Origin of the sequence: Chryseobacterium oranimense (assembly GCF_900129755.1) — a bacterium.
In the GTDB taxonomy this organism is placed as follows: Bacteria; Bacteroidota; Bacteroidia; order Flavobacteriales; family Weeksellaceae; genus Chryseobacterium; species Chryseobacterium oranimense.
The window spans coordinates 123,371-142,728 of sequence record NZ_FQWT01000009.1; the positions used below are offsets into that span (position 1 = coordinate 123,371).

Here is a 19,358-nt window from a genome sequence, read left to right on the forward strand (position 1 = left end):
TATATAAATAAAAAAAGCGGAGACAAAAATCTCCGCTTTACGTTATGCTTTTAAATTCAATTGTATTTCCAGTTCATCCAGCTGGGCTTCAGCGATGGATGCCGGGGCATCGATCATCACGTCGCGCCCTGAATTATTTTTAGGGAACGCAATGTAATCTCTGATCACTTCGTTTCCGTCAAGAATAGCTACCAAACGGTCAAATCCGAAAGCTAATCCACCATGAGGCGGAGCACCGTATTTAAAAGCGTTCATCAGGAATCCGAACTGAGCTTCCGCTTCTTCTTTGGTAAATCCTAAAAGGTCAAACATTTTAGATTGAAGATCTTTGTCAAAAATTCTGATAGAACCTCCTCCGATCTCGTTTCCGTTAAGAACCATGTCATAGGCATTAGCTCTTGCTTTGCCCGGATCCGTTTCCAGTAGATGGATATCTTCCGGTTTCGGAGAGGTGAAAGGGTGGTGCATCGCATGATAACGTCCGCTTTCTTCATCAAATTCCAGTAATGGGAAGTCGATTACCCAAAGCGGGGCAAATACATTCCCTTTTCTTAATCCCAAACGGTTTCCAAGTTCCATTCTCAGGGCAGAAAGCTGTGCTCTCACTTTATTTTCGTTTCCGGATAAGATCAGCATTAAGTCACCTTCCTTAGCTCCGAATTTTTCGATTATTCTGGAAAGATCTTCTTCGTTGTAGAATTTGTTGACGGAAGAGGTTTTCACACCGTCATTCTGGAATTTTGCCCATACCATCCCGGAAGCTCCGATCTGCGGACGTTTTACCCAGTCTACAAGTTCATCGATCTGTTTTCTTGTGTAATCTGCGCAACCTTCTACGTTAATTCCGACTATCAATTCAGCGTCATCAAATATTTTGAAATCTTTTCCTTTTACCAGTTCGTTAAGTTCCACGAATTCCATTCCGAAACGGATGTCCGGTTTGTCGTTTCCGTATTTTCTCATCGCATCTGCGAAGGTCATTCTCGGGAAGTCTCCGAATTCCTGTCCGGTAACGTCTTTAATCAGCGTTTTTGTCATTCCTTCAAAGACATTCATGATGTCTTCCTGTTCAACAAAAGCCATTTCACAGTCGATTTGGGTAAATTCCGGCTGTCTGTCCGCTCTTAAATCTTCATCACGGAAACATTTTACGATCTGGAAGTATTTATCCATTCCGCCTACCATCAGAAGCTGTTTGAATGTTTGTGGCGATTGTGGAAGAGCATAAAACTGTCCCGGGTTCATTCTGCTTGGAACCACGAAGTCTCTTGCCCCTTCAGGAGTAGATTTAATTAAAACCGGGGTTTCCACTTCAATAAAACCTTCGTCTGAAAGATAGTTTCTTACCTTCTGAGCCATTTTATGACGGAAGATCAGCTTTTCTTTTACAGGGTTTCTTCTGATATCCAGGTAACGGTATTTCATTCTTAACTCCTCGCCACCATCTGTTTCATCTTCAATAGTAAAAGGAGGAAGCAGGGATTCATTAAGAACCGTTAATTTTTCAACTAAAATTTCAATTTCTCCTGTTGGAATATTGGGGTTTTTGCTTACCCTTTCAATTACTTTCCCGGTAACCTGGATCACAAATTCGCGACCCAGTTTTTTGGCTTCTTCCATCAGTTGGGCAGAAGAACGGTCCTGATCAAAAACAAGTTGGGTAATTCCGTAACGATCCCGAAGATCTATCCAAATCATAAATCCTTTATCACGGATAGTCTGTACCCATCCGGAAAGTGTAACTTCTTCATTAAGATTTTTCAGAGATAATTCTCCGTTCGTGTGTGATCGAAACATAATTATTTGTTTAAGGTTCAATGTTTAAGATATAAGGCTGAGCTTTTTTGATCATTAATTTTCCAGCCCTAAATTCAGGATGCAAAGATAGGATTTTTGAAGGTTTCAGAAACAAAAAAAACTTCCTTTCGGAAGTCTTGTATATTATTTGAGGGCTTTTTAATTAATTATTAGCAGCTCCCTGCTGTATCAGCAATTGTACAGTTTGCTCTTTTTTCCCCAATTTAGCTAATGCAAGAGGAGTTTTTCCGTTACATTCCTTGTTAACATCTGCCTGGTTGTCCAGAAGAAATTTAACAATATTATTTCTGCCATAAAGTGAGCTGAAGCCTAATGCGCTGAAAGTCTCATCCTTAAGTGGAAAGCATTTGTTGTAATCTGCTTTTGAAAAATTCTTTTTAAATGAAGCAACATTATCAGATTGAATAGCTTGCATCTGAGCTTTGCTGAGACTCTGGGTCTGAGCAGAAAGCATGTTGGCAGATGCCGAGATGACAAGTAGAAAAGCAGTAGAGATTATTTTTTTCATAAGATTCATTTTAAGAATATACAAATCTAAATTATTTTTTTGATATGAGTAACTAATTTTTTATAAGAATTGAATTTGTATTTTTGGAAATCAGATAATTATTGATCAGAAAATGACAAAATATATAGTATTTTTGAAAAGAGCTTTCAGCGGTGAAGAAGTAGACTACACCAAAATCACGATCAGAAGCGCTGTTCTTTTGCTGGCAGTCCCTATGATGCTGGAAATGGCTATGGAATCGGTATTTGCTTTAGTTGACCTGTATTTTGTAGGACATCTGAAGGAAAGCGGATATGCCATCCAGAGTGTTGGTCTAACGGAATCTGTACTTTCGGTAATGTATTCTATTGCAATAGGAATGAGCATGGCTGCTACCGCTCTGGTGGCGAGGAGAATCGGGGAAAAGAATCCGGAGCAGGCTTCCAGGAGCGCTGCGCAGGTTTTACTGGTCTCATTTCTTATAACTTTTATTCTTAGTTTATTCGGAGTTATTTATGCTGAGGAAATTCTGATTCTGATGGGATCGAAGCCTGAAGCTGCGGCATATGGAAAAGATTTCACAAGGATAATGATGGGCAGCAGTGTAATTATTATGCTTCTGTTTTTGATCAACGGGATTTTCAGGGGAGCCGGAAATGCAGCTATTGCTATGAAATCGCTTTGGATTGCCAATATTGTCAATATTATTATGTGTCCGGTACTTATCAAAGGTTTTGGTCCTGTTCCTGCGATGGGGCTTCCAGGAGCGGCTTTAGCGACTACGATAGGCCGAAGTGTCGGGGTGATTTACCAGCTGTATCATCTTTTGGTTGCTGATACCCAGATCCGTATTTCGCTTTCTTATTTCAGCCCTGATTTTAAGCAGATCAAATCTATTGTGAAGATTGCAACTCCGGGAATTTTTCAGTTTGTAATTGCCTCATGCAGCTGGATCTTTCTTGCCCAGCTGGTGGCAACGACCGGCGGGGAAAATGCTTCAGCCGGATATCAGACGGCCTTAAGGCTGATGATGTTTTTTATGCTTCCTGCCTGGGGCTTGAGCAATGCTGCTTCTACACTGGTAGGGCAGAATATGGGGGCTAATGAAATGCTGAGAGCCGAACAGTCTGTTATGAAAACAGTAAAATATAATGTGATCTTTATGCTGGCTGTGAGTTTAATATTTTTCTTACTCGGAGATTTTCTTGTAGGATTTTTTACACAAGAAGCGGAAATTAAAGATTTTGCCAAAAATGCATTACATATTATGAGTGTAGGATTCATTTTCTATGGAATTGGAATGGTATTAATCAATGCATTTAACGGAGCAGGTGATACCTGGACACCAACGTGGGTCAATTTCTTTGGGTTCTGGCTGTTTCAGATCCCATTGGCCTATTTTCTTTCCAAGCATTTTGGAATGGGTCCGAAAGGGGTATTCATCTCGATTCCTGCTGCAGAAACTTTAATTACCATCGTTGCCTTTATTTTATTTAAAAAAGGGAAATGGAAGACGGTGAAAGTATAAAGGATGGAAACCGGGAGAATTGACTTTGTATGATCCGGAAAACCTCTTGCTTTCAGCTCTGCACTTTCTTCATTCATCAGTTTTATAAAAATTTTAACAGCCGGAATTTTCTGCTGTATACCATATTTTATAATTTAGTATTCAACCAATAAATATTTATCACTATGGGAAAAGGAGACAAAAAATCAAGAAGAGGAAAGATCAATTCAGGAAGCTATGGTAAAAGAAGACCTAGAAAAGCTTCTAAACCGGTTGGTTCTTCTGAAACTAAAGCAAAAAGCTAAAAATAAAAAGGCTGAAGATTCATCTTCAGCCTTTTTCAATATGCAAAATTAAATTATTTACCTCCTAAAATATTACCAAGGATGCTTCCTAATCCGCCTCCTTGCTGCTGCTGGCCACCGCCACCTCCAAGTACGCTTCCTAAGATATCGTTTAGTGGATTACCTCCGGACTGAGACTGTCCACCATCTAGAACGCTTCCTAAGATGTCATTCAAAGGGTTAGATTGTTGTGCCTGAGCCTGGTTAGATGCATTTCCAAGAATTCCTCCCAAAAGATCTCCTAAACCTCCGGCCCCTACATTATTCTGCTGTTTCTCCTTACCGATATATCCCATGATAACAGGGGCAAGCATAGCAAGCACTGGTCCTATTTTGTCAATAGAGATTCCTGTATTCTGAGAAAGTTGGTTTTCAACAGTACTTTTCTGGCTGCCAAATACATGATCAAGGATAGATCCGCCTTCTGCCTGTCTGGCTTCAGCCTGTGAAGCATCATCAAGAATACTTCCGTCGTGGTCTTTATCTAAAGCGTTATTTAAAGCTTCTGCCTCTTTAGCATCCTGAGATTTGTTTCTAAGGTAAGAAATAACCAAAGGAGCAGCGACTGCCAATAAAGCAATTATCTGATTTTTGCTGATCCCGAATTTGTTTTCTGCCTGTTCAGCAACCTGATTGCTGGTGTTACCTGTAAGTAGGTCAATTAAACTCATGTTGTGTTTATTTATAATATTAAGTAAATCAAAGATATCAAAAAATGTGATTCACTGAATTTTTGTATTCACAATTATTGTTAAAGTTTTTTGATCTCTTCCTCTGTATATCCTTTGCTTTTCAGAAGCTCTATATAATCCCTGGCTCCATTGATCATCCAGTGCATCGGATCGGGAGATTTCTTTTTTTCGATAATAAATTCCAAAATGCCGACATTGTTATTCATCCAGGGAAGCATGTAATAATCAAGACCGCCTTTATACATTTTAGCCTCGTGAAACTTTCTTCCCGGCTCCGTTAAAAATGCCGCTTTGTAAACAGCAAAATAGCCTAGAGGAATAAGAAGACATAACCATGAGAACTTTTTCAAACGGGCATATTTTGGTAATGCAAGGCCATACCCGATAGAAAGGGCAAAGATCATATTGAAAGGAATGAAAAATACATAATTATCTGATACTGCGTAGAATGTAGAGAATCCGTACACACATACAGCAGCTGTGAAGAATACAAAAAACATCTTTTTATCCGACTTGTATAACTGTATCATTCCGATAATCCCGAAAACGATAAAAATATTGAAGTTGTAAACCAAATAAGCAACAGACTGAACAAAATCTATTAAATACTGTTTGGGTGTTTTCTTGAATGTTTCTTGTATCCAGCGTCCTCCTTCCGCAGTATAGGGAGAATTCAACGGTAATCCCTGGGCAAGATTTAAAATATTGATAGCCAGGAAAAGAAACAGGAATATAAAGAGTGAAGAGTAAACATATTTTTTCTCCTCTTTAAAATAGTATAGAAAGACAAACAGAGCCGGAATCATTAACACATTCTGTATATGCAGCCATAGGCTTATTCCTAGAAACAGTCCGCTTAGTATAATATAGACCTTCTTATTTTCCGTAAAGCTCTTTACCATTGAAAAAAAGAAAAGACTCACCCATAACGCATTATAAGTATATACTTCAACAATTTCCGCATTTCTCCAAAAAGAAAAACTAAACCCAAAAACAAATGCTGTTGTGATAGAAACCCATTCTTTTTTCGTAATACTTTTTACCGTAAGATAAATCACCGATACCGTAGCGGCGGCAGAACCTACAATTAAAAGCCTGCTTGCAGCAATGGCATCCAGCCCGGTAATATCTTTAATCAGGATACCTGTATTTACATACAGAAAATGAGTAATAGCCGTAGCAACTGTGGCGTATTTGCCTAGCTCAACTGTATGTACAAAGCCTACGCAGTCCGCAAACGGGATTCTTGTAAAACTTCCGGCATAATAAATTGCTAAAAAGATAAAAAAGATGAAGACTGCGTATAAATTTTTAAGCATACCTTAATTCTTAACAATAGGAACATTAGAGCAGGCTTCCCCGAACATTAATGATTTTACCATTGGCTTTAGCTGTTCAACAAGTTCTATATATGCATTTTCCGGAATTTCTTTGTCCGAACATCCTTTTACAAGCACTCTTTTACCTCTCATATCTTCAAAATCGTAAGTCTGGATGGCATTATGCATGAGGATCACTTCCAGATCTTCACGGTTCCCGAAAACAATTTTTTTAGCAACGTCTGTAAGCTTTGCAGTCAGTACAAAGTAAGCCCACAGTGGAACGATGGTGTCCACAGAATTATAAATGTATATATAAGTGTCTTTATACTCTTCCGTATCTATGGCATCCACTTTTTCCCTGAAATCTTTCTCCTTCAGGATTATTTCCTGAAATAGAAAATCTTTAAGGTCAATTCCTTTTCTTACTCCTTTGGGAACCAGAGTGGACAGGTCGAAATTCACAAGGCCGCTTTCGGCAACTTTATTTCGGATTTCAAATTCTTCTGACATTTTTTATCATTATCTTTGGACAAATTTACAAATTAAGATTTACTTGATCTTAATTTGTTCTCTATCCTTACTATAGAAATGAAGTATTATATTATTGCAGGAGAGGCTTCCGGTGATCTGCATGGGAGTAACTTAATGAAAGCCCTTATGAATAAAGATCCACAGGCAGAAATAAGATTCTGGGGTGGAGATCTTATGAAAGCACAGGGTGGCACGCTGGTAAAACATTACCGTGATCTTGCTTTCATGGGATTTCTGGAAGTGGCTATGAATTTAAGAACCATCCTGAACAATATTAAATTCTGTAAAGAAGATATTCAAAAACATAAACCTGATATCCTGATTCTGATAGATTATCCAGGGTTTAACCTGCGAATCGCAAGATTTGCAAAGGAACTCGGAATCAAGGTAGTTTATTATATTTCTCCACAGCTGTGGGCATGGAAAGAAGGAAGGGTAGAGATTATCAAAAAATATGTGGATGAAATGATGGTCATTCTTCCTTTTGAAGAAGACTTTTATAGAAAACATGGTGTGCATTCCCATTTTGTAGGACATCCGCTTCTTGATGCCATAGGCGGTCTAAGCGATATCAGCATTGAAGGATTTAAAAAGGAAAACCATCTTAATGAAAAAGAGATCATTGCACTTCTTCCCGGTTCCCGTAAACAGGAAGTGGAAAAAATGCTTGAAATAATGCTTTCAGTGAGACCTCATTTCAAAAATTACCAGTTTGTGATTGCCGGTGCTCCAAGCCTTCCGAAGGAATTTTATCAGAAATATGTGGATGATAATGTTCATTTTGTCTCGAACAGGACCTATGACCTTCTGAGATGTTCCAAAGCCGCTTTGGTAACTTCAGGAACGGCAACCCTGGAAACTGCTCTGCTTAATATTCCGGAAGTGGTATGCTATCGTGGAAGCAAAATTTCCTATGCTATTGCCAAAAGGCTTGTGAAAAACATCAAATACATTTCTCTTGTGAATCTGATTATGGACAGGGAAGTTGTAAAGGAACTCATCCAGGCCGATCTGAACACGAAAAACCTTGTTGAAGAGCTTAATAAAATGATTGAAGGTGAAAAAAGAAATCAGGTTTTGGCAGATTATAGCCTTTTAAGGGAAAAACTGGGTGGAAAAGGAGCCAGCGAAAAAGCTGCCGAGATAGTTTTGAGCTTAAATAATTCCAATTGATCTGTCTGAAACAGACTTCCTTTTATACAATTTATCGATTTAAATTTAATTACCATGAACTTTAGAAGCCTACTGATATGCATTTTGTTGATGTGCACTTCAATAAAAAGTTTAGCCCAGAATAATACGCCGGATGAAAAATTTCAGATTTTCTACTACGGCTGGTATGCAAATCCTGAGGTAGATGGCAAATATGAGCATTGGAATCATGATATTTTACCTCACTGGAGCAATCCGAAATGGAACAACCTGGGAAATCACAAAGGAGGTGATGATATTGGAGCTAATTTTTATCCCGCTTTAGGAAATTATAGTTCCAACGATCCGGAGATCATTAGAAAACATATGAAAATGATCAAAGAATCAGGAGTTGGTGTAGTCGTTTTAAGCTGGCTGGGAAAAGACTCATTTGTAGATAAAAGCATCACAAAATATCTTGATATTGCCGATCAGTTTGGTTTAAAAGTAGCTTTTCACATAGAGCCATTCTACAAAAATATTGTTGAACTCAGGGAGCAGCTTTCTTATCTGATCAATACTTACTCTCATCATCATGCTTTTTACAAAAAAGATGGCAAACCGTTGTACTATGTTTACGACAGTTATAAAATTCCTCCTTCAGAATGGTCAAAACTGCTTTCCAAAAACGGGGAAAATACAGTACGGAATACAGAACTGGATGGACTTTATATCGGGTTATGGGTTGAAAAAGAACATTCTGATTTTTTTGCAGCATCAGGATTTGACGGTTTTTATACCTATTTTGCCAGTGAAGGTTTTGTTTTCGGGAGCACAACTTTAAACTGGAGCTATCTTTCCCGATTTGCAAAAGACCATCACCTTATCTTCATCCCTTGTGTAGGGCCTGGCTATTCCGATACCAGAATAAGACCCTGGAATGAAGCCAATTTCAAAAGCCGTGAAAATGGGAAATATTATGAAAGAATGTTTCATGCAGCTGCCAAAGTAAATCCGGACTTCATCGGCATTACTTCTTTTAATGAATGGCACGAAGGAACGCAAATAGAACCTGCAATCTCTAAAAAATCAGGAGATTTCAAATATGAAGATTACGGAAAGGATTCCTGGTTCTACATAAAGGAAACCAGGCGTTTGATCCATCAGTTTTCCGGGAATAAATAACCCTAAAAATATTTAAAGCTGTCTTTCAAGATGGCTTTTATTTTTTTTACTAAAACCTAATTTTATAGTAAATAATCAGGCCTTATATTATTCATTATGTTGGGATATAAAATCTGAATTCTGCAAAATCAGTGTTATTGAATCATAAGGAAATTAATTACTTTTTGATTTCCAAATTACACCAGATGAACAAGCAGCCTCTTCTTATTCTTAGCCTCTGTTTTATTTTAAGAATTCTTTTTCAGGATCATTTTCCGATAGATAAAACCATAATATACGCAGTTGCAGGAGGCTGTTTATTGATTTTCCTCTTGTATTTTATGACATCTTACATTCTTCATAAAATAAAAGCAATATTGCTGGGGCTTATGTTTTTCGGAGCCGGAATAATTCTTCACTCTTTTAATACTTTTTCGTCTGCTCCCTTATCTGTGCCTCAAAATGGATCTGTATTTTTTAAGGTTTCAAAAAAACTAAATTCTACAGAGAAAAATAAAAAATATGAGGGATCAGTTCAATCAGGAAAAGAAAACTTCAAAGCTGTTATTTATATTCCCAAAACAGCTGAAGAGCTGGATTTTAAACATTATTACAAGGCGGATGCTTATATATCAAAACCAAAACCCCCGCAATATGACTTCCAGTTTGATTACGCCAACTATCTGAAAAGAAAAAATATTGAATATCAGTGCTATATATCCGGAAATATAATTTCAGCAGTAAGAGCAGATTTGAATATCAATGAATGGATTCAGCAGCATCGATTGAACATATTACAAAAAATTGACAAATCTGAAATGTCCTATAAAACCCGGGAATTTTTAAAAGGAATTATCCTCGCGGACAGAACGGAAATGGATGCAGGGACCGTGCAGGATTTCAACAGGTCCGGGATGCTTCATCTGCTGGCTATTTCCGGGACACATATCGTAGTGATTTTCGGAATGTTTTACTTTTTGCTGACAAGATTCAGCCCTTTAAGGTTCAGGAAATATGCGGTTGTCACCAGTATTGTTTTTATCTGGGTTTTTGCAGCATTTATTGGGTTCGGAAGCTCAGTGCTGCGTTCCTGTATTATGCTTTCCGTATATTTTATCTATGTGTTGCTTCAGAGAAAGCCGGATCTGCTTCATTCCCTCTCCCTGTCAGCAATGATTATTTTGGTGAGCGATACGCAGCAGCTCTTCGATATAGGCTTTCAGCTAAGTTTTCTTGCCGTGCTGGGAATATTCTGGCTGAACCAGCCTCTTTTGAAATATTTTCCCCGGCAGGATGGTTACTTTAAAAAACTTATCTGCAATACCATTACTATTTCGATCTCTGCACAGCTGGCCACATTGCCATTGGTATTGTATTATTTTCATCAGTTCTCGCTGGTTTCTGTTCCTGCCAATATCCTGATTGTTCCGTTTTCAGAAATTCTGATTGTGTTTTCCTTTCTGATGACCGTTCTCATAGGGTTACATATAGATTTTACATGGATTGATTCCGTATATGACACTTCAATCCAGGTTTTGTTAAGCCTGATTCACTGGTTTGCAGAAAGAGATGTATTATTTTTTTCGAACATAGCGATGAATTTTATTGAAGTTTTATCTTTGTCTGTGATCGTTTATATGCTGAGGCCATTATTTTTAAACATTAATTTCAGAAATTTAGTCAGGGCAGTTGCGGCGGTTCTTGTTTTTTCTCTGCTCAGAACCGGATTTGATATCTTTGCAAATCAGAAAGAAGAAATAATGCTTCATGATTTCAATAAAACTAAAGTATTATCTGTAAAAGATGGGAACAGAGTTTGTTTTTGGGTGTCAGAAAACTCGGATGAAAAGAAAATTTCCAGGTTTATAGCTGATCCTTACTGTTCCTCCAGACGAATAAAAAATATAAAAATAAAAACCTTTCCCAAGTCAGCAGAAAAGGTAGTTTATAATGGCAGAATTTATGATTTGAAATAATAAACCGATATTTCATTTTTCCCCTTTAAATAATGTATTGGATTCTTATTTAGAAAGATTACAAACTGGCTAATTGTGAGATTTCTCACTTCCCGATATTGTTAACATTTCTTAATTTTGTGGGAAATTCAAATTTAAACTTATATGGCAGGTTTAACGAGTTCTACGATAGGTAGAAAATATGCGATGGCATTATCAGCTCTTTTTTTGCTGATCTTTCTTATACTGCATTTGACGACAAACTTATTATCTGTATTGCCGAACCGTAACATCTTTAATACGGCTTCTGATTTTATGGGTTATAATCCGCTTGTCCAATTCCTGATGCAGCCTATTCTTGGTTTTGCAGTTATTTTCCATTTTATCATGGGATTCGTACTGGAGATTAAGAACAATAAAGCACGTCCGATAAAGTATGCTTCCAACAACCCTTCTGTGAACTCTTCATGGATGTCCAGAAATATGATTATTTCCGGAGCTGTTGTTTTAGCCTTCTTGGTACTTCACTTTTATGATTTCTGGCTTCATGAAATCAATTATAAGTATGTGGAAGGGCTTGCTCCAGATTCAGAACGTTTCTGGCCGGAGCTTCACGAGAAGTTTGCCGATATCTGGAGAGTGGTACTGTATGTAATCGCTTTCGTTTTATTGGGACTACACCTTGCTCACGGTTTCCAGTCTTCGTTCCAGTCTATCGGAGCAAGACATCCGAAATATACTCCGGTAATTAAAGCTTTTGGAAAATGGTATTCAATCCTTATTCCTGCAGGTTTCATTTTTATCGCAATTTTTCACTTTGTAACTCAATAATATCAATATACCAATATGAGTAAATTAGATTCAAAAATTCCGGCTGGTCCTTTAAAGGATAAATGGAAGCATCATAAAGACCATATGAACCTTGTTGCACCAAACAACAGAGATAAGATTGATATTATTGTTGTAGGTACAGGTTTGGCAGGAGGTTCTGCTGCAGCTACTCTGGCTGAGCAGGGATATAATGTAAAAGCATTTTGCTATCAGGATTCTCCAAGAAGAGCACACTCAATTGCAGCGCAGGGAGGTATCAATGCCGCTAAAAACTATCAGGGTGATGGTGACTCCACTTACAGATTGTTCTATGACACAATCAAAGGTGGTGACTACAGAGCAAGAGAAGCTAACGTTTACAGATTGGCTGAGGTTTCTGCCAATATTATTGACCAGTGTGTTTCCCAAGGTGTTCCTTTCGGGAGAGATTACGGCGGTCAGCTAGATAACCGTTCATTTGGTGGGGTTCAGGTAAAAAGAACTTTCTATGCAAAAGGACAGACTGGTCAGCAGTTATTATTAGGTGCATATTCTGCAATGAGCCGTCAGATCGGTAAAGGTAGAATCAAGATGTATAACCGTCATGAGATGCTTGATCTTGTTATTGTTGACGGGAAAGCAAGAGGAATCATCGCAAGAAACCTTGTAACAGGTGAAATTGAAAGACATTCTGCTCACGCTGTTGTTATTGCCTCAGGAGGTTACGGAAACGTCTATTTCCTTTCTACCAATGCAATGGGATCAAACGTTTCTGCAGCATGGAAGATCCACAAAAAAGGAGCGTATTTCGCTAACCCTTGCTATGTACAGATTCACCCGACTTGTATTCCGGTTCACGGAACTCAGCAGTCTAAACTTACTTTGATGTCTGAATCATTAAGAAACTCCGGAAGAATCTGGGTTCCTAAGAAAATTGAAGATTCAGTAGCGATCAGAGAAGGTAAACTAAGACCGGAAAATATTAAAGAAGAAGATAGAGATTATTATTTAGAAAGAAGATATCCTGCATTCGGAAACCTGGTTCCAAGAGACGTTGCGTCCAGAGCGGCTAAAGAAAGATGTGATGCCGGTTTCGGAATCGAAAATAATGATACACAGGAAGGTGTTTACCTTGATTTCTCTACAGAGATCATGAAAAAAGGTAAAGAAGCCGCTATCGAAAAACATATCCATAACCCTACAGAGCAGCAGATCTATGACTTGGGAAAAAGCTGGATTGAGGAGAAATATGGTAACCTGTTTGTGATGTACGAAAAAATTACTGCAGATGATCCTTATAAAACTCCAATGAAAATTTATCCTGCGGTTCACTACACAATGGGTGGTGTTTGGGTAGATTATAACCTTCAGTCTACTATTCCAGGATGTTTCGTAATCGGTGAGGCTAATTTCTCTGACCACGGAGCGAACAGATTGGGAGCTTCTGCATTGATGCAAGGTTTGGCAGACGGATATTTCGTTCTTCCTTATACGATTGCAGATTATCTTTCTGCAGACATCAGAACCGGAACTATTCCTACAGAGTCCGCAGCATTTGATGAAGCTGAAAAAGGAATTAAAGATAAAATAGATTTCTTCTTAAATAATAAAGGAACTCATTCAGTTGACCATTTCCACAAAAAATTAGGACACATTATGTGGAATAAAGTAGGAATGGGAAGAACTCCAGAAGGTTTAAGAGAAGCGATCAGAGAAATCGAAGAAGTAAGAAACGATTTCTGGAAAAATGTAAAAGTACCTGGTGACAATGACGGCATGAACACTGAGCTTGAAAAAGCATTCAGAGTGGCAGACTTCCTGGAACTGGGACAATTAATGGCTATCGATGCACTGCATAGAAACGAATCTTGTGGTGGACATTTCCGTGAAGACCATTCCACTCCGGATGGAGAAGCGGAAAGAGACGACGTAAACTATAAATATGTCGGAGCTTGGGAATATCAGGGAGCAGATATCAACAGTGAAATTCTGCATAAAGAAGACCTGATATATGACAACATCGAGGTTAAAACTAGAAGTTATAAATAATCTCCAACCTATAAATACAACATTATGAGTGCAAAAAAAGGCCTTCATCTTACACTGAAAATTTGGAGACAGAAAAATAGTAAAACTAAAGGTCAGTTTGAGACCTACAAAATATCAGATGTTTCTACAGACTCTTCATTTTTAGAGATGTTAGATATTCTGAACGAAAATTTAATTAACGAAGGAAAAGAACCTATCGCTTTTGACCACGACTGTCGTGAAGGAATCTGCGGAATGTGTTCCCTTTACATCAACGGTAGAGCACATGGTCCGGATACAGGAATCACTACCTGCCAGCTTCACATGAGAATGTTCAAAGACGGGGAAACTATCGTTATTGAACCTTGGAGAAGTGCAGCTTTCCCTGTTATCAAAGATTTGATGGTAGACAGAAGCGCATTCGACAGAGTAATGGCTGCCGGAGGTTTCATTTCCGTGAACACTTCAGGAAATACACTGGATGCCAACGCAATTCCGGTTCCTAAGGAAGATGCAGACAAGGCAATGGATGCTGCTGCTTGTATCGGTTGTGGAGCATGTGTGGCAACTTGTAAAAACGGATCAGCAATGCTGTTCGTTGGAGCTAAAGTATCTCAGTTTGCTTTACTTCCACAAGGTAGAGTAGAAGCAAAAAGAAGAGTTCTGAACATGGTGAAAGCTATGGACGAAGAAGGATTCGGAAACTGTTCAAACACAGGTGCATGTGAAGTAGAATGTCCGAAAGGAATTTCTCTTGAAAACATCGCCAGAATGAACAGAGAATATATGGCTGCTATGGTAGACCAAGGATAAAAATCCTATTCAGATACATTAAAAATCGTCTTCATTTTGGAGACGATTTTTTTATGCATACCCTATCGCTGTTAAAATTTGTTAAGTTGTTGCTTAAATAAGACATTCCTTGTTTAATAAGTCTATATTTGGTGAGCACATAGGTGTATAAAATAGGATTGGAATTTTCCAGATCTGTTTTTCAGACGTAAATTTTATAGCATTGGAAAGACCTTGGAATTCCCTTTTTATAGGTATTCCATAAAATTTTCAAAAAAAATAAATAGTGTTAATCAACAAGCCGCAAAAAACGTATTTTTGCGTAATATTAAAATTGAAATGAAAAAATATCTTTTATTGTTTATCATCACAGCTTTTGTGATGTCTTGTTCAAAAAAAGTTGAAGTTAAAGGAAAAATTACCGGAAGTTCACCACTCGAAAGAATTGAATTCGTTGAAGCTTCTGGTGTGGCAACCCTTCCGCTTGTTAATATTGGTTTAGATAAAGGTGGAAACTTTACAGGAAGCTTTGAAGCTCCTAAAGACGGGATGTATGTCATTAACTATGCAGGAAGACAAAACCTTATTTATCTTGAAGGCGGGCAGAAACTGAATATCTCAGGAAATGCAATGACTTTCCCTAATGAATTTGTAGTAACAGGAGACGCCAAGAAAAATAATGATTTCCTTCAGGCAAGCCAAAAATTCCTGGGTGAGTACGGAAGTAAAATCAACATTCAGCAGCTAATGTCCGGTGACGAGAAAACATTCCTTAAAGGAGCTCAGAAAATCGAAGCCGATATCAATAAAAATGTAGAAGAGCTTGCTCAGAAAAATAATCCAAGCAAAGGAATTCTGGAGTGGAAAAAGAATGATGTGAAAGTAACGATCCTTAACCTTCTGGCGAACTATGAGATGTCACAGCGCCAGATGTCAGGAAACCCTTCATTTAAAGTTTCCAAAGCTTTCAAAGATTATGAAACAAAACTGGAAGGAGATAAAGACGTAATGGTAAAAACGATTCCGTTATACAGACAGTACCTTCTTGTGAAAATGAGTCCTGACTTTCAAAAATATGCAGAGGCAAAAGCTAAAGGAAAAACAGATGTTACCACTTCTGAAATTTTTGCACAGTTCCTGAAAGACAGAAAAGAAGTTTCACAGACTGCCAAAGACTATTTGTTGGCATTTGTAGTGGCTCAGGATATTCATCCGGGTGCTCCTGCAAAGAATATGGATAAAGTTAAGAAAATCATCGATACAGATATTACAGATGCAGGTATCAAGGCGGACCTTGTTAAAATGCAGTTAGCTGTTAATGGTCTTAAAGTAGGAGAACCTGCTCCTGAGGCAGCATTAATAAAAGCAGATGGTAAATCTTATAAGCTTTCTGAAAATAAAGGAAAACCATACATGCTGTTTTTCTATGCATCATGGAATCCTTACATCAGTGAAGCTACAGTTCCTGTACTGAAAGAAGTGGTGAACTTCTATAAGTCTAAAATGAACTTTGTTTTTGTGAACGTAGATGATACAAAAGACCAGTTCGTAAAAACAAGCAGTGCATTGCTGAAAGGAATTCCGGGAACCAATGTATATGGAGAAAAAGGTCTGGATTCAGATATTGCTAAAAAATATGGAGTATATGGATTTAAACTGCCTTGCTTTGTAATTGTTGATAAAGATGGTAAAATTGCCAGCAGATCTTTTGTAAATCTTGGCGAACAGGAAGTCGTAACCATATTGGACAAGCTTACAGGTCTTTCTGCACCGAAAGTACAGCCGAATGTTCAGATGATGCCGGGAATGCCGGTTGACCCTTCTGCACAGCCTGCCAATCCTCAGCCAGCTCCAACAAAATAATAAACTTTAATATAGATGGAAACCTTATCTTCGGATAAGGTTTTTTTTTATTGTATTTTTGCGGAATCAAACCGGGGGAATTCTTTCGGTTACATTAGAAAAATAAAAATAGAGTTTACGATGAAACCGGACGGTATCATCTGAACGTTAAAAGAAATTGAGTTTAGGGATGAGAAAGAAGAAAGATATAATTCTTGAAAATATTAAGCTGTTTGGTGCAGGGGCAAAAGGTGTTGCCATAGGAAAAACCGAAGAAGGAAAAACCGTATTGGTTTCCGGGGCAGTTCCCGGTGATGTAGTAAATGCCAGAGTTAAAAAATCCAAATCCAAATACTACGAAGCTGAAACGGTAGAAATTTTGGAAAAGTCGCCATTCAGAGTAGATCCTAAATGTATTCACTTTGGAACGTGCGGAGGGTGCAAGTGGCAGAATATGAGCTACGAAAAACAGCTTGACTTCAAACAGGAAGAAGTATACAATAATATTAAAAGAATCGGAGGGATTGATGATTTCGAGACCCTTCCGATTCTGGGCGCTGAAGAACAGTATTTCTACAGAAATAAAATGGAATTTTCCTTTTCCAATGCGAGATGGCTTACCCAATATGAAATAAGCTCTGAAGAAAATTTTGGAAATAAAGACGCTCTGGGCTTCCATATTCCCGGAATGTGGAGTAAGATCCTAGATCTGAAAGAGTGTTTCCTGCAGGAAGACCCATCCAATGCGATCCGTTTAGCCGTTAAGAAATTTGGGGTAGATAACGGGTTGGACTTCTTTGACGTAAGAAACCAGGAAGGATTTTTGAGAACTCTGATGATGAGACAGAACTCCAAAGGCGAGTGGATGGTATTATTCCAGCTTTACAGAGAAGAAAAAGAAAACAGGGAAAAGCTTTTCCAGTTCTTACTTGAGCAGTTTCCACAGATCAAAACACTTGTCTATGCTATCAATCCTAAGCAGAATGATTCCATATATGATCTTGATATCAATGTATACTTCGGCGAAGGCTTCCTGATGGAGGAAATGGATGGATTAAAATTTAAAATAGGTCCTAAATCTTTCTTCCAGACCAATTATAAACAAGCATTGGAACTTTACAGAAAAACACTGGAGTTTGCAGATTTAAAAGGCGATGAAGTAGTCTATGACCTTTATACTGGAACAGGAACAATTGCCCAGTATGTAGCGAGAAATGCCAAGCAGGTAATCGGGATAGAATCTGTACAGGAAGCCATTGATGCTGCTATTGAGCATGCTGAATTAAATGGTCTTACCAATACCACATTCTATTGTGGAGATATGAAAAATGTCTTTAATGACGAATTCATGGAAAATCATCCGAAAGCAGATGTTTTGATTACCGATCCGCCAAGAGACGGGATGCACCAGAAAGTGGTAGAGCAGATCCTGAAACTTGCCCCGGAGAAAGTAGTATATGTAAGCTGTAATTCAGCGACGCAGGCAAGAGACCTTGCTTTAATGAAAGAACATTATACTCTGGTAAAAATCCTTCCGGTAGATATGTTTCCGCAGACCCACCACGTTGAAAACATCGCATTGCTTGTTAAAAAATAAAATTATTTAAATTTGACTTTCAAATCTTAATATGAAGTATTTTAAATTTCTCATCATGATCTGCTTTGTAGGAATGCTTTTTTCCTGCGGCGGAGATGACGATATCTGCGAAAGTGGAGAGGGAACGCCAAGAATGAAGGTGGCATTCAAGGATGTAGTGTCTGGAAAAGCCAAAACTTTAGATTCATTGTATATAGCAGTAGATTACGGTTCCGGAAAAGTGCAGCTTGGAAAAACTGAGAAAACAGATTCCAGGCTTATCCCCTTAAGGGTTGATGATTCACCTTATACGGATGTTTATTTCAGACTTGCAGATAAAGGAGCAGAATCCCATGTACGGATTAATTATACCACAAAAGCGACCTATGTTTCTCCCGGATGCGGAATCAAGAAAACGTATGAGAATTTAAATTCACAATTAATACAACCCAATCCTGTACAGAAAATCGAAGCAGGACAAAACCAAATAGAGAATGAAGACAAGACTAATCTTTTCCTTATTTTTTAGCATTATATCTATAGCCGGATTCGCCCAGGAAAAAAAGGAAACCGGTGAAGCTAAAAAAGTGCAGGAAAAATACAAGCCGAACTTTATGGTAGGTTTTGATATCCTTAACGCGGGTGTTTCTTTCTTTTCGGACAGGGTCCTTTATCAGGGTTTTATTTCATCTAAGGTGAAAGGAAACATTCATGCTATTGCAGAAGCCGGGTTTGAGAAAAATGTATATCAAAAGAACGGCTATGATGCAAAGGCAAGCGGGCCTTTTGTAAAGGTGGGTGCATTTTATATGCTGGCAAAAGACCTCGAAAATGAATTCAACGGTTTTTATGCCGGTGGTAAGATAGGAGGGGCATTTTACAATCAGGAGTATATGGCGGTTCCGGTTCGTGGCTTTGGGGGCAGTGCTTCATCTGTGGCGTTTCCGTCTTCATCGCAGACCTCCGCCTGGGTAGAAGGAACTCTGGGGGGAAGAGTGCAGCTCTTTGAATCAAATTTTTATATTGATGTTAATCTTCAGCCAAGATACTTAGTATATACCTCAAAACAGGATGATATTACCCCAATGATTGTTCCCGGATTTGGAAGAAGCTCATCCAAATTCAATATGGGATTTGCATGGAATATTGCCTATAAGTTCTAAAGCAGATATTTCTCAATAAAAACAGAATAGCACTTATTACATCATATAAAATAAGTTGTAAGCATAATTAATCCTCAGATTTTTCTGAGGGTTAATTTTTTATAATAATAATTTAAATAGGAAATATGGTGATTATTATTTATTATTATTTATAGTTTAATGATTTTATCTTAATAGAAATATTATATTTGTAAAA

At 38.0% G+C, this 19,358-nt stretch carries 17 protein-coding genes; 12 read left to right on the forward strand and 5 right to left on the reverse strand.

The features are described from left to right. Positions 1 to 42 precede the first annotated feature (42 nt). Complete coding sequence (gene aspS, locus BUB03_RS20815) at positions 43 to 1,797, reverse strand: aspartate--tRNA ligase (protein WP_073066759.1); 1,755 nt, start codon at positions 1,795 to 1,797, stop codon at positions 43 to 45. Between the two features lie 163 nt (positions 1,798 to 1,960). Continuing rightward, positions 1,961 to 2,326 (reverse strand): ankyrin repeat domain-containing protein, encoded by a 366-nt coding sequence (locus BUB03_RS20820; RefSeq protein ID WP_175547527.1) that lies wholly within the window; start codon positions 2,324 to 2,326, stop codon positions 1,961 to 1,963. Between the two features lie 112 nt (positions 2,327 to 2,438). Here BUB03_RS20820 and BUB03_RS20825 point away from each other — a divergent pair, with 112 nt between their 5' ends. Beyond that, on the forward strand, positions 2,439 to 3,833 hold the full coding sequence (locus tag BUB03_RS20825; RefSeq protein WP_073066760.1) for an MATE family efflux transporter: 1,395 nt from the start codon (positions 2,439 to 2,441) through the stop codon (positions 3,831 to 3,833). A gap of 164 nt (positions 3,834 to 3,997) precedes the next feature. After that, positions 3,998 to 4,117, forward strand: coding sequence for a 30S ribosomal protein THX (locus BUB03_RS20830; RefSeq protein ID WP_073066763.1), 120 nt, complete (start codon positions 3,998 to 4,000; stop codon positions 4,115 to 4,117). A 53-nt stretch (positions 4,118 to 4,170) separates the two neighbouring features. Here BUB03_RS20830 and BUB03_RS20835 read toward each other — a convergent pair whose 3' ends face one another. From BUB03_RS20835 to BUB03_RS20845, 3 genes are all read right to left on the reverse strand, one after another. Next, positions 4,171 to 4,827: a DUF937 domain-containing protein gene (locus tag BUB03_RS20835; RefSeq protein WP_073066766.1), complete on the reverse strand. Its 657-nt coding sequence runs from the start codon at positions 4,825 to 4,827 to the stop codon at positions 4,171 to 4,173. An 80-nt stretch (positions 4,828 to 4,907) separates the two neighbouring features. Continuing rightward, positions 4,908 to 6,167, reverse strand: a complete 1,260-nt coding sequence (locus BUB03_RS20840) for a protein O-mannosyl-transferase family (protein WP_073066768.1) — start codon at positions 6,165 to 6,167, stop codon at positions 4,908 to 4,910. A gap of 3 nt (positions 6,168 to 6,170) precedes the next feature. Further along, on the reverse strand, positions 6,171 to 6,680 hold the full coding sequence (locus BUB03_RS20845) for a DUF2480 family protein (RefSeq protein ID WP_073066771.1): 510 nt from the start codon (positions 6,678 to 6,680) through the stop codon (positions 6,171 to 6,173). A 78-nt stretch (positions 6,681 to 6,758) separates the two neighbouring features. Here BUB03_RS20845 and lpxB point away from each other — a divergent pair, with 78 nt between their 5' ends. From lpxB to BUB03_RS20895, 10 genes are all read left to right on the forward strand, one after another. After that, positions 6,759 to 7,874 carry a lipid-A-disaccharide synthase gene (lpxB, locus tag BUB03_RS20850; RefSeq protein ID WP_073066773.1) on the forward strand — a complete coding sequence of 372 codons (1,116 nt, stop codon included), beginning with the start codon at positions 6,759 to 6,761 and terminating at the stop codon, positions 7,872 to 7,874. A gap of 54 nt (positions 7,875 to 7,928) precedes the next feature. Then, complete coding sequence (locus BUB03_RS20855) at positions 7,929 to 9,017, forward strand: glycoside hydrolase family 99 protein (RefSeq protein ID WP_073066775.1); 1,089 nt, start codon at positions 7,929 to 7,931, stop codon at positions 9,015 to 9,017. A gap of 185 nt (positions 9,018 to 9,202) precedes the next feature. Beyond that, positions 9,203 to 10,972 carry a ComEC/Rec2 family competence protein gene (locus BUB03_RS20860; protein WP_073066778.1) on the forward strand — a complete coding sequence of 590 codons (1,770 nt, stop codon included), beginning with the start codon at positions 9,203 to 9,205 and terminating at the stop codon, positions 10,970 to 10,972. Between the two features lie 144 nt (positions 10,973 to 11,116). Beyond that, positions 11,117 to 11,782 carry a succinate dehydrogenase cytochrome b subunit gene (locus BUB03_RS20865; protein ID WP_040997499.1) on the forward strand — a complete coding sequence of 222 codons (666 nt, stop codon included), beginning with the start codon at positions 11,117 to 11,119 and terminating at the stop codon, positions 11,780 to 11,782. 15 nt (positions 11,783 to 11,797) lie between these two features. Further along, positions 11,798 to 13,810 carry a fumarate reductase/succinate dehydrogenase flavoprotein subunit gene (locus BUB03_RS20870; protein ID WP_040997497.1) on the forward strand — a complete coding sequence of 671 codons (2,013 nt, stop codon included), beginning with the start codon at positions 11,798 to 11,800 and terminating at the stop codon, positions 13,808 to 13,810. Between the two features lie 24 nt (positions 13,811 to 13,834). Then, the gene (locus BUB03_RS20875; RefSeq protein ID WP_040997496.1) at positions 13,835 to 14,602 is read left to right on the forward strand and encodes a succinate dehydrogenase/fumarate reductase iron-sulfur subunit; all 768 of its coding nucleotides are present in this window, start codon (positions 13,835 to 13,837) and stop codon (positions 14,600 to 14,602) included. 318 nt (positions 14,603 to 14,920) lie between these two features. Further along, entirely contained in the window at positions 14,921 to 16,444 is a 1,524-nt protein-coding gene (locus tag BUB03_RS20880; RefSeq protein ID WP_040997494.1) for a TlpA family protein disulfide reductase, read from the forward strand. A 169-nt stretch (positions 16,445 to 16,613) separates the two neighbouring features. After that, on the forward strand, positions 16,614 to 18,020 hold the full coding sequence (gene rlmD, locus BUB03_RS20885) for a 23S rRNA (uracil(1939)-C(5))-methyltransferase RlmD (protein WP_073066781.1): 1,407 nt from the start codon (positions 16,614 to 16,616) through the stop codon (positions 18,018 to 18,020). A 31-nt stretch (positions 18,021 to 18,051) separates the two neighbouring features. Next, positions 18,052 to 18,528: a DUF6452 family protein gene (locus BUB03_RS20890; RefSeq protein WP_073066784.1), complete on the forward strand. Its 477-nt coding sequence runs from the start codon at positions 18,052 to 18,054 to the stop codon at positions 18,526 to 18,528. Then, positions 18,494 to 19,162: a DUF6048 family protein gene (locus BUB03_RS20895; RefSeq protein ID WP_040997488.1), complete on the forward strand. Its 669-nt coding sequence runs from the start codon at positions 18,494 to 18,496 to the stop codon at positions 19,160 to 19,162. The genes BUB03_RS20890 and BUB03_RS20895 overlap by 35 nt, the downstream gene beginning before the upstream one ends. Positions 19,163 to 19,358 lie beyond the last annotated feature (196 nt).

Excerpts from the sequence above, each read along its gene's own strand:
- BUB03_RS20890 (WP_073066784.1), top strand. The coding sequence starts at position 18,052 with ATGAAGTATTTTAAATTTCTCATCATGATCTGCTTTGTAGGAATGCTT.
- BUB03_RS20865 (WP_040997499.1), top strand. The coding sequence starts at position 11,117 with ATGGCAGGTTTAACGAGTTCTACGATAGGTAGAAAATATGCGATGGCA.
- BUB03_RS20870 (WP_040997497.1), top strand. The coding sequence starts at position 11,798 with ATGAGTAAATTAGATTCAAAAATTCCGGCTGGTCCTTTAAAGGATAAA.
- BUB03_RS20880 (WP_040997494.1), top strand. The coding sequence starts at position 14,921 with ATGAAAAAATATCTTTTATTGTTTATCATCACAGCTTTTGTGATGTCT.
- aspS (WP_073066759.1), bottom strand. The coding sequence starts at position 1,797 with ATGTTTCGATCACACACGAACGGAGAATTATCTCTGAAAAATCTTAAT.
- rlmD (WP_073066781.1), top strand. The coding sequence starts at position 16,614 with ATGAGAAAGAAGAAAGATATAATTCTTGAAAATATTAAGCTGTTTGGT.
- BUB03_RS20830 (WP_073066763.1), top strand. The coding sequence starts at position 3,998 with ATGGGAAAAGGAGACAAAAAATCAAGAAGAGGAAAGATCAATTCAGGA.
- BUB03_RS20820 (WP_175547527.1), bottom strand. The coding sequence starts at position 2,326 with ATGAAAAAAATAATCTCTACTGCTTTTCTACTTGTCATCTCGGCATCT.
- BUB03_RS20835 (WP_073066766.1), bottom strand. The coding sequence starts at position 4,827 with ATGAGTTTAATTGACCTACTTACAGGTAACACCAGCAATCAGGTTGCT.
- lpxB (WP_073066773.1), top strand. The coding sequence starts at position 6,759 with ATGAAGTATTATATTATTGCAGGAGAGGCTTCCGGTGATCTGCATGGG.
- BUB03_RS20840 (WP_073066768.1), bottom strand. The coding sequence starts at position 6,167 with ATGCTTAAAAATTTATACGCAGTCTTCATCTTTTTTATCTTTTTAGCA.
- BUB03_RS20855 (WP_073066775.1), top strand. The coding sequence starts at position 7,929 with ATGAACTTTAGAAGCCTACTGATATGCATTTTGTTGATGTGCACTTCA.
- BUB03_RS20845 (WP_073066771.1), bottom strand. The coding sequence starts at position 6,680 with ATGTCAGAAGAATTTGAAATCCGAAATAAAGTTGCCGAAAGCGGCCTT.
- BUB03_RS20825 (WP_073066760.1), top strand. The coding sequence starts at position 2,439 with ATGACAAAATATATAGTATTTTTGAAAAGAGCTTTCAGCGGTGAAGAA.
- BUB03_RS20875 (WP_040997496.1), top strand. The coding sequence starts at position 13,835 with ATGAGTGCAAAAAAAGGCCTTCATCTTACACTGAAAATTTGGAGACAG.
- BUB03_RS20895 (WP_040997488.1), top strand. The coding sequence starts at position 18,494 with ATGAAGACAAGACTAATCTTTTCCTTATTTTTTAGCATTATATCTATA.
- BUB03_RS20860 (WP_073066778.1), top strand. The coding sequence starts at position 9,203 with ATGAACAAGCAGCCTCTTCTTATTCTTAGCCTCTGTTTTATTTTAAGA.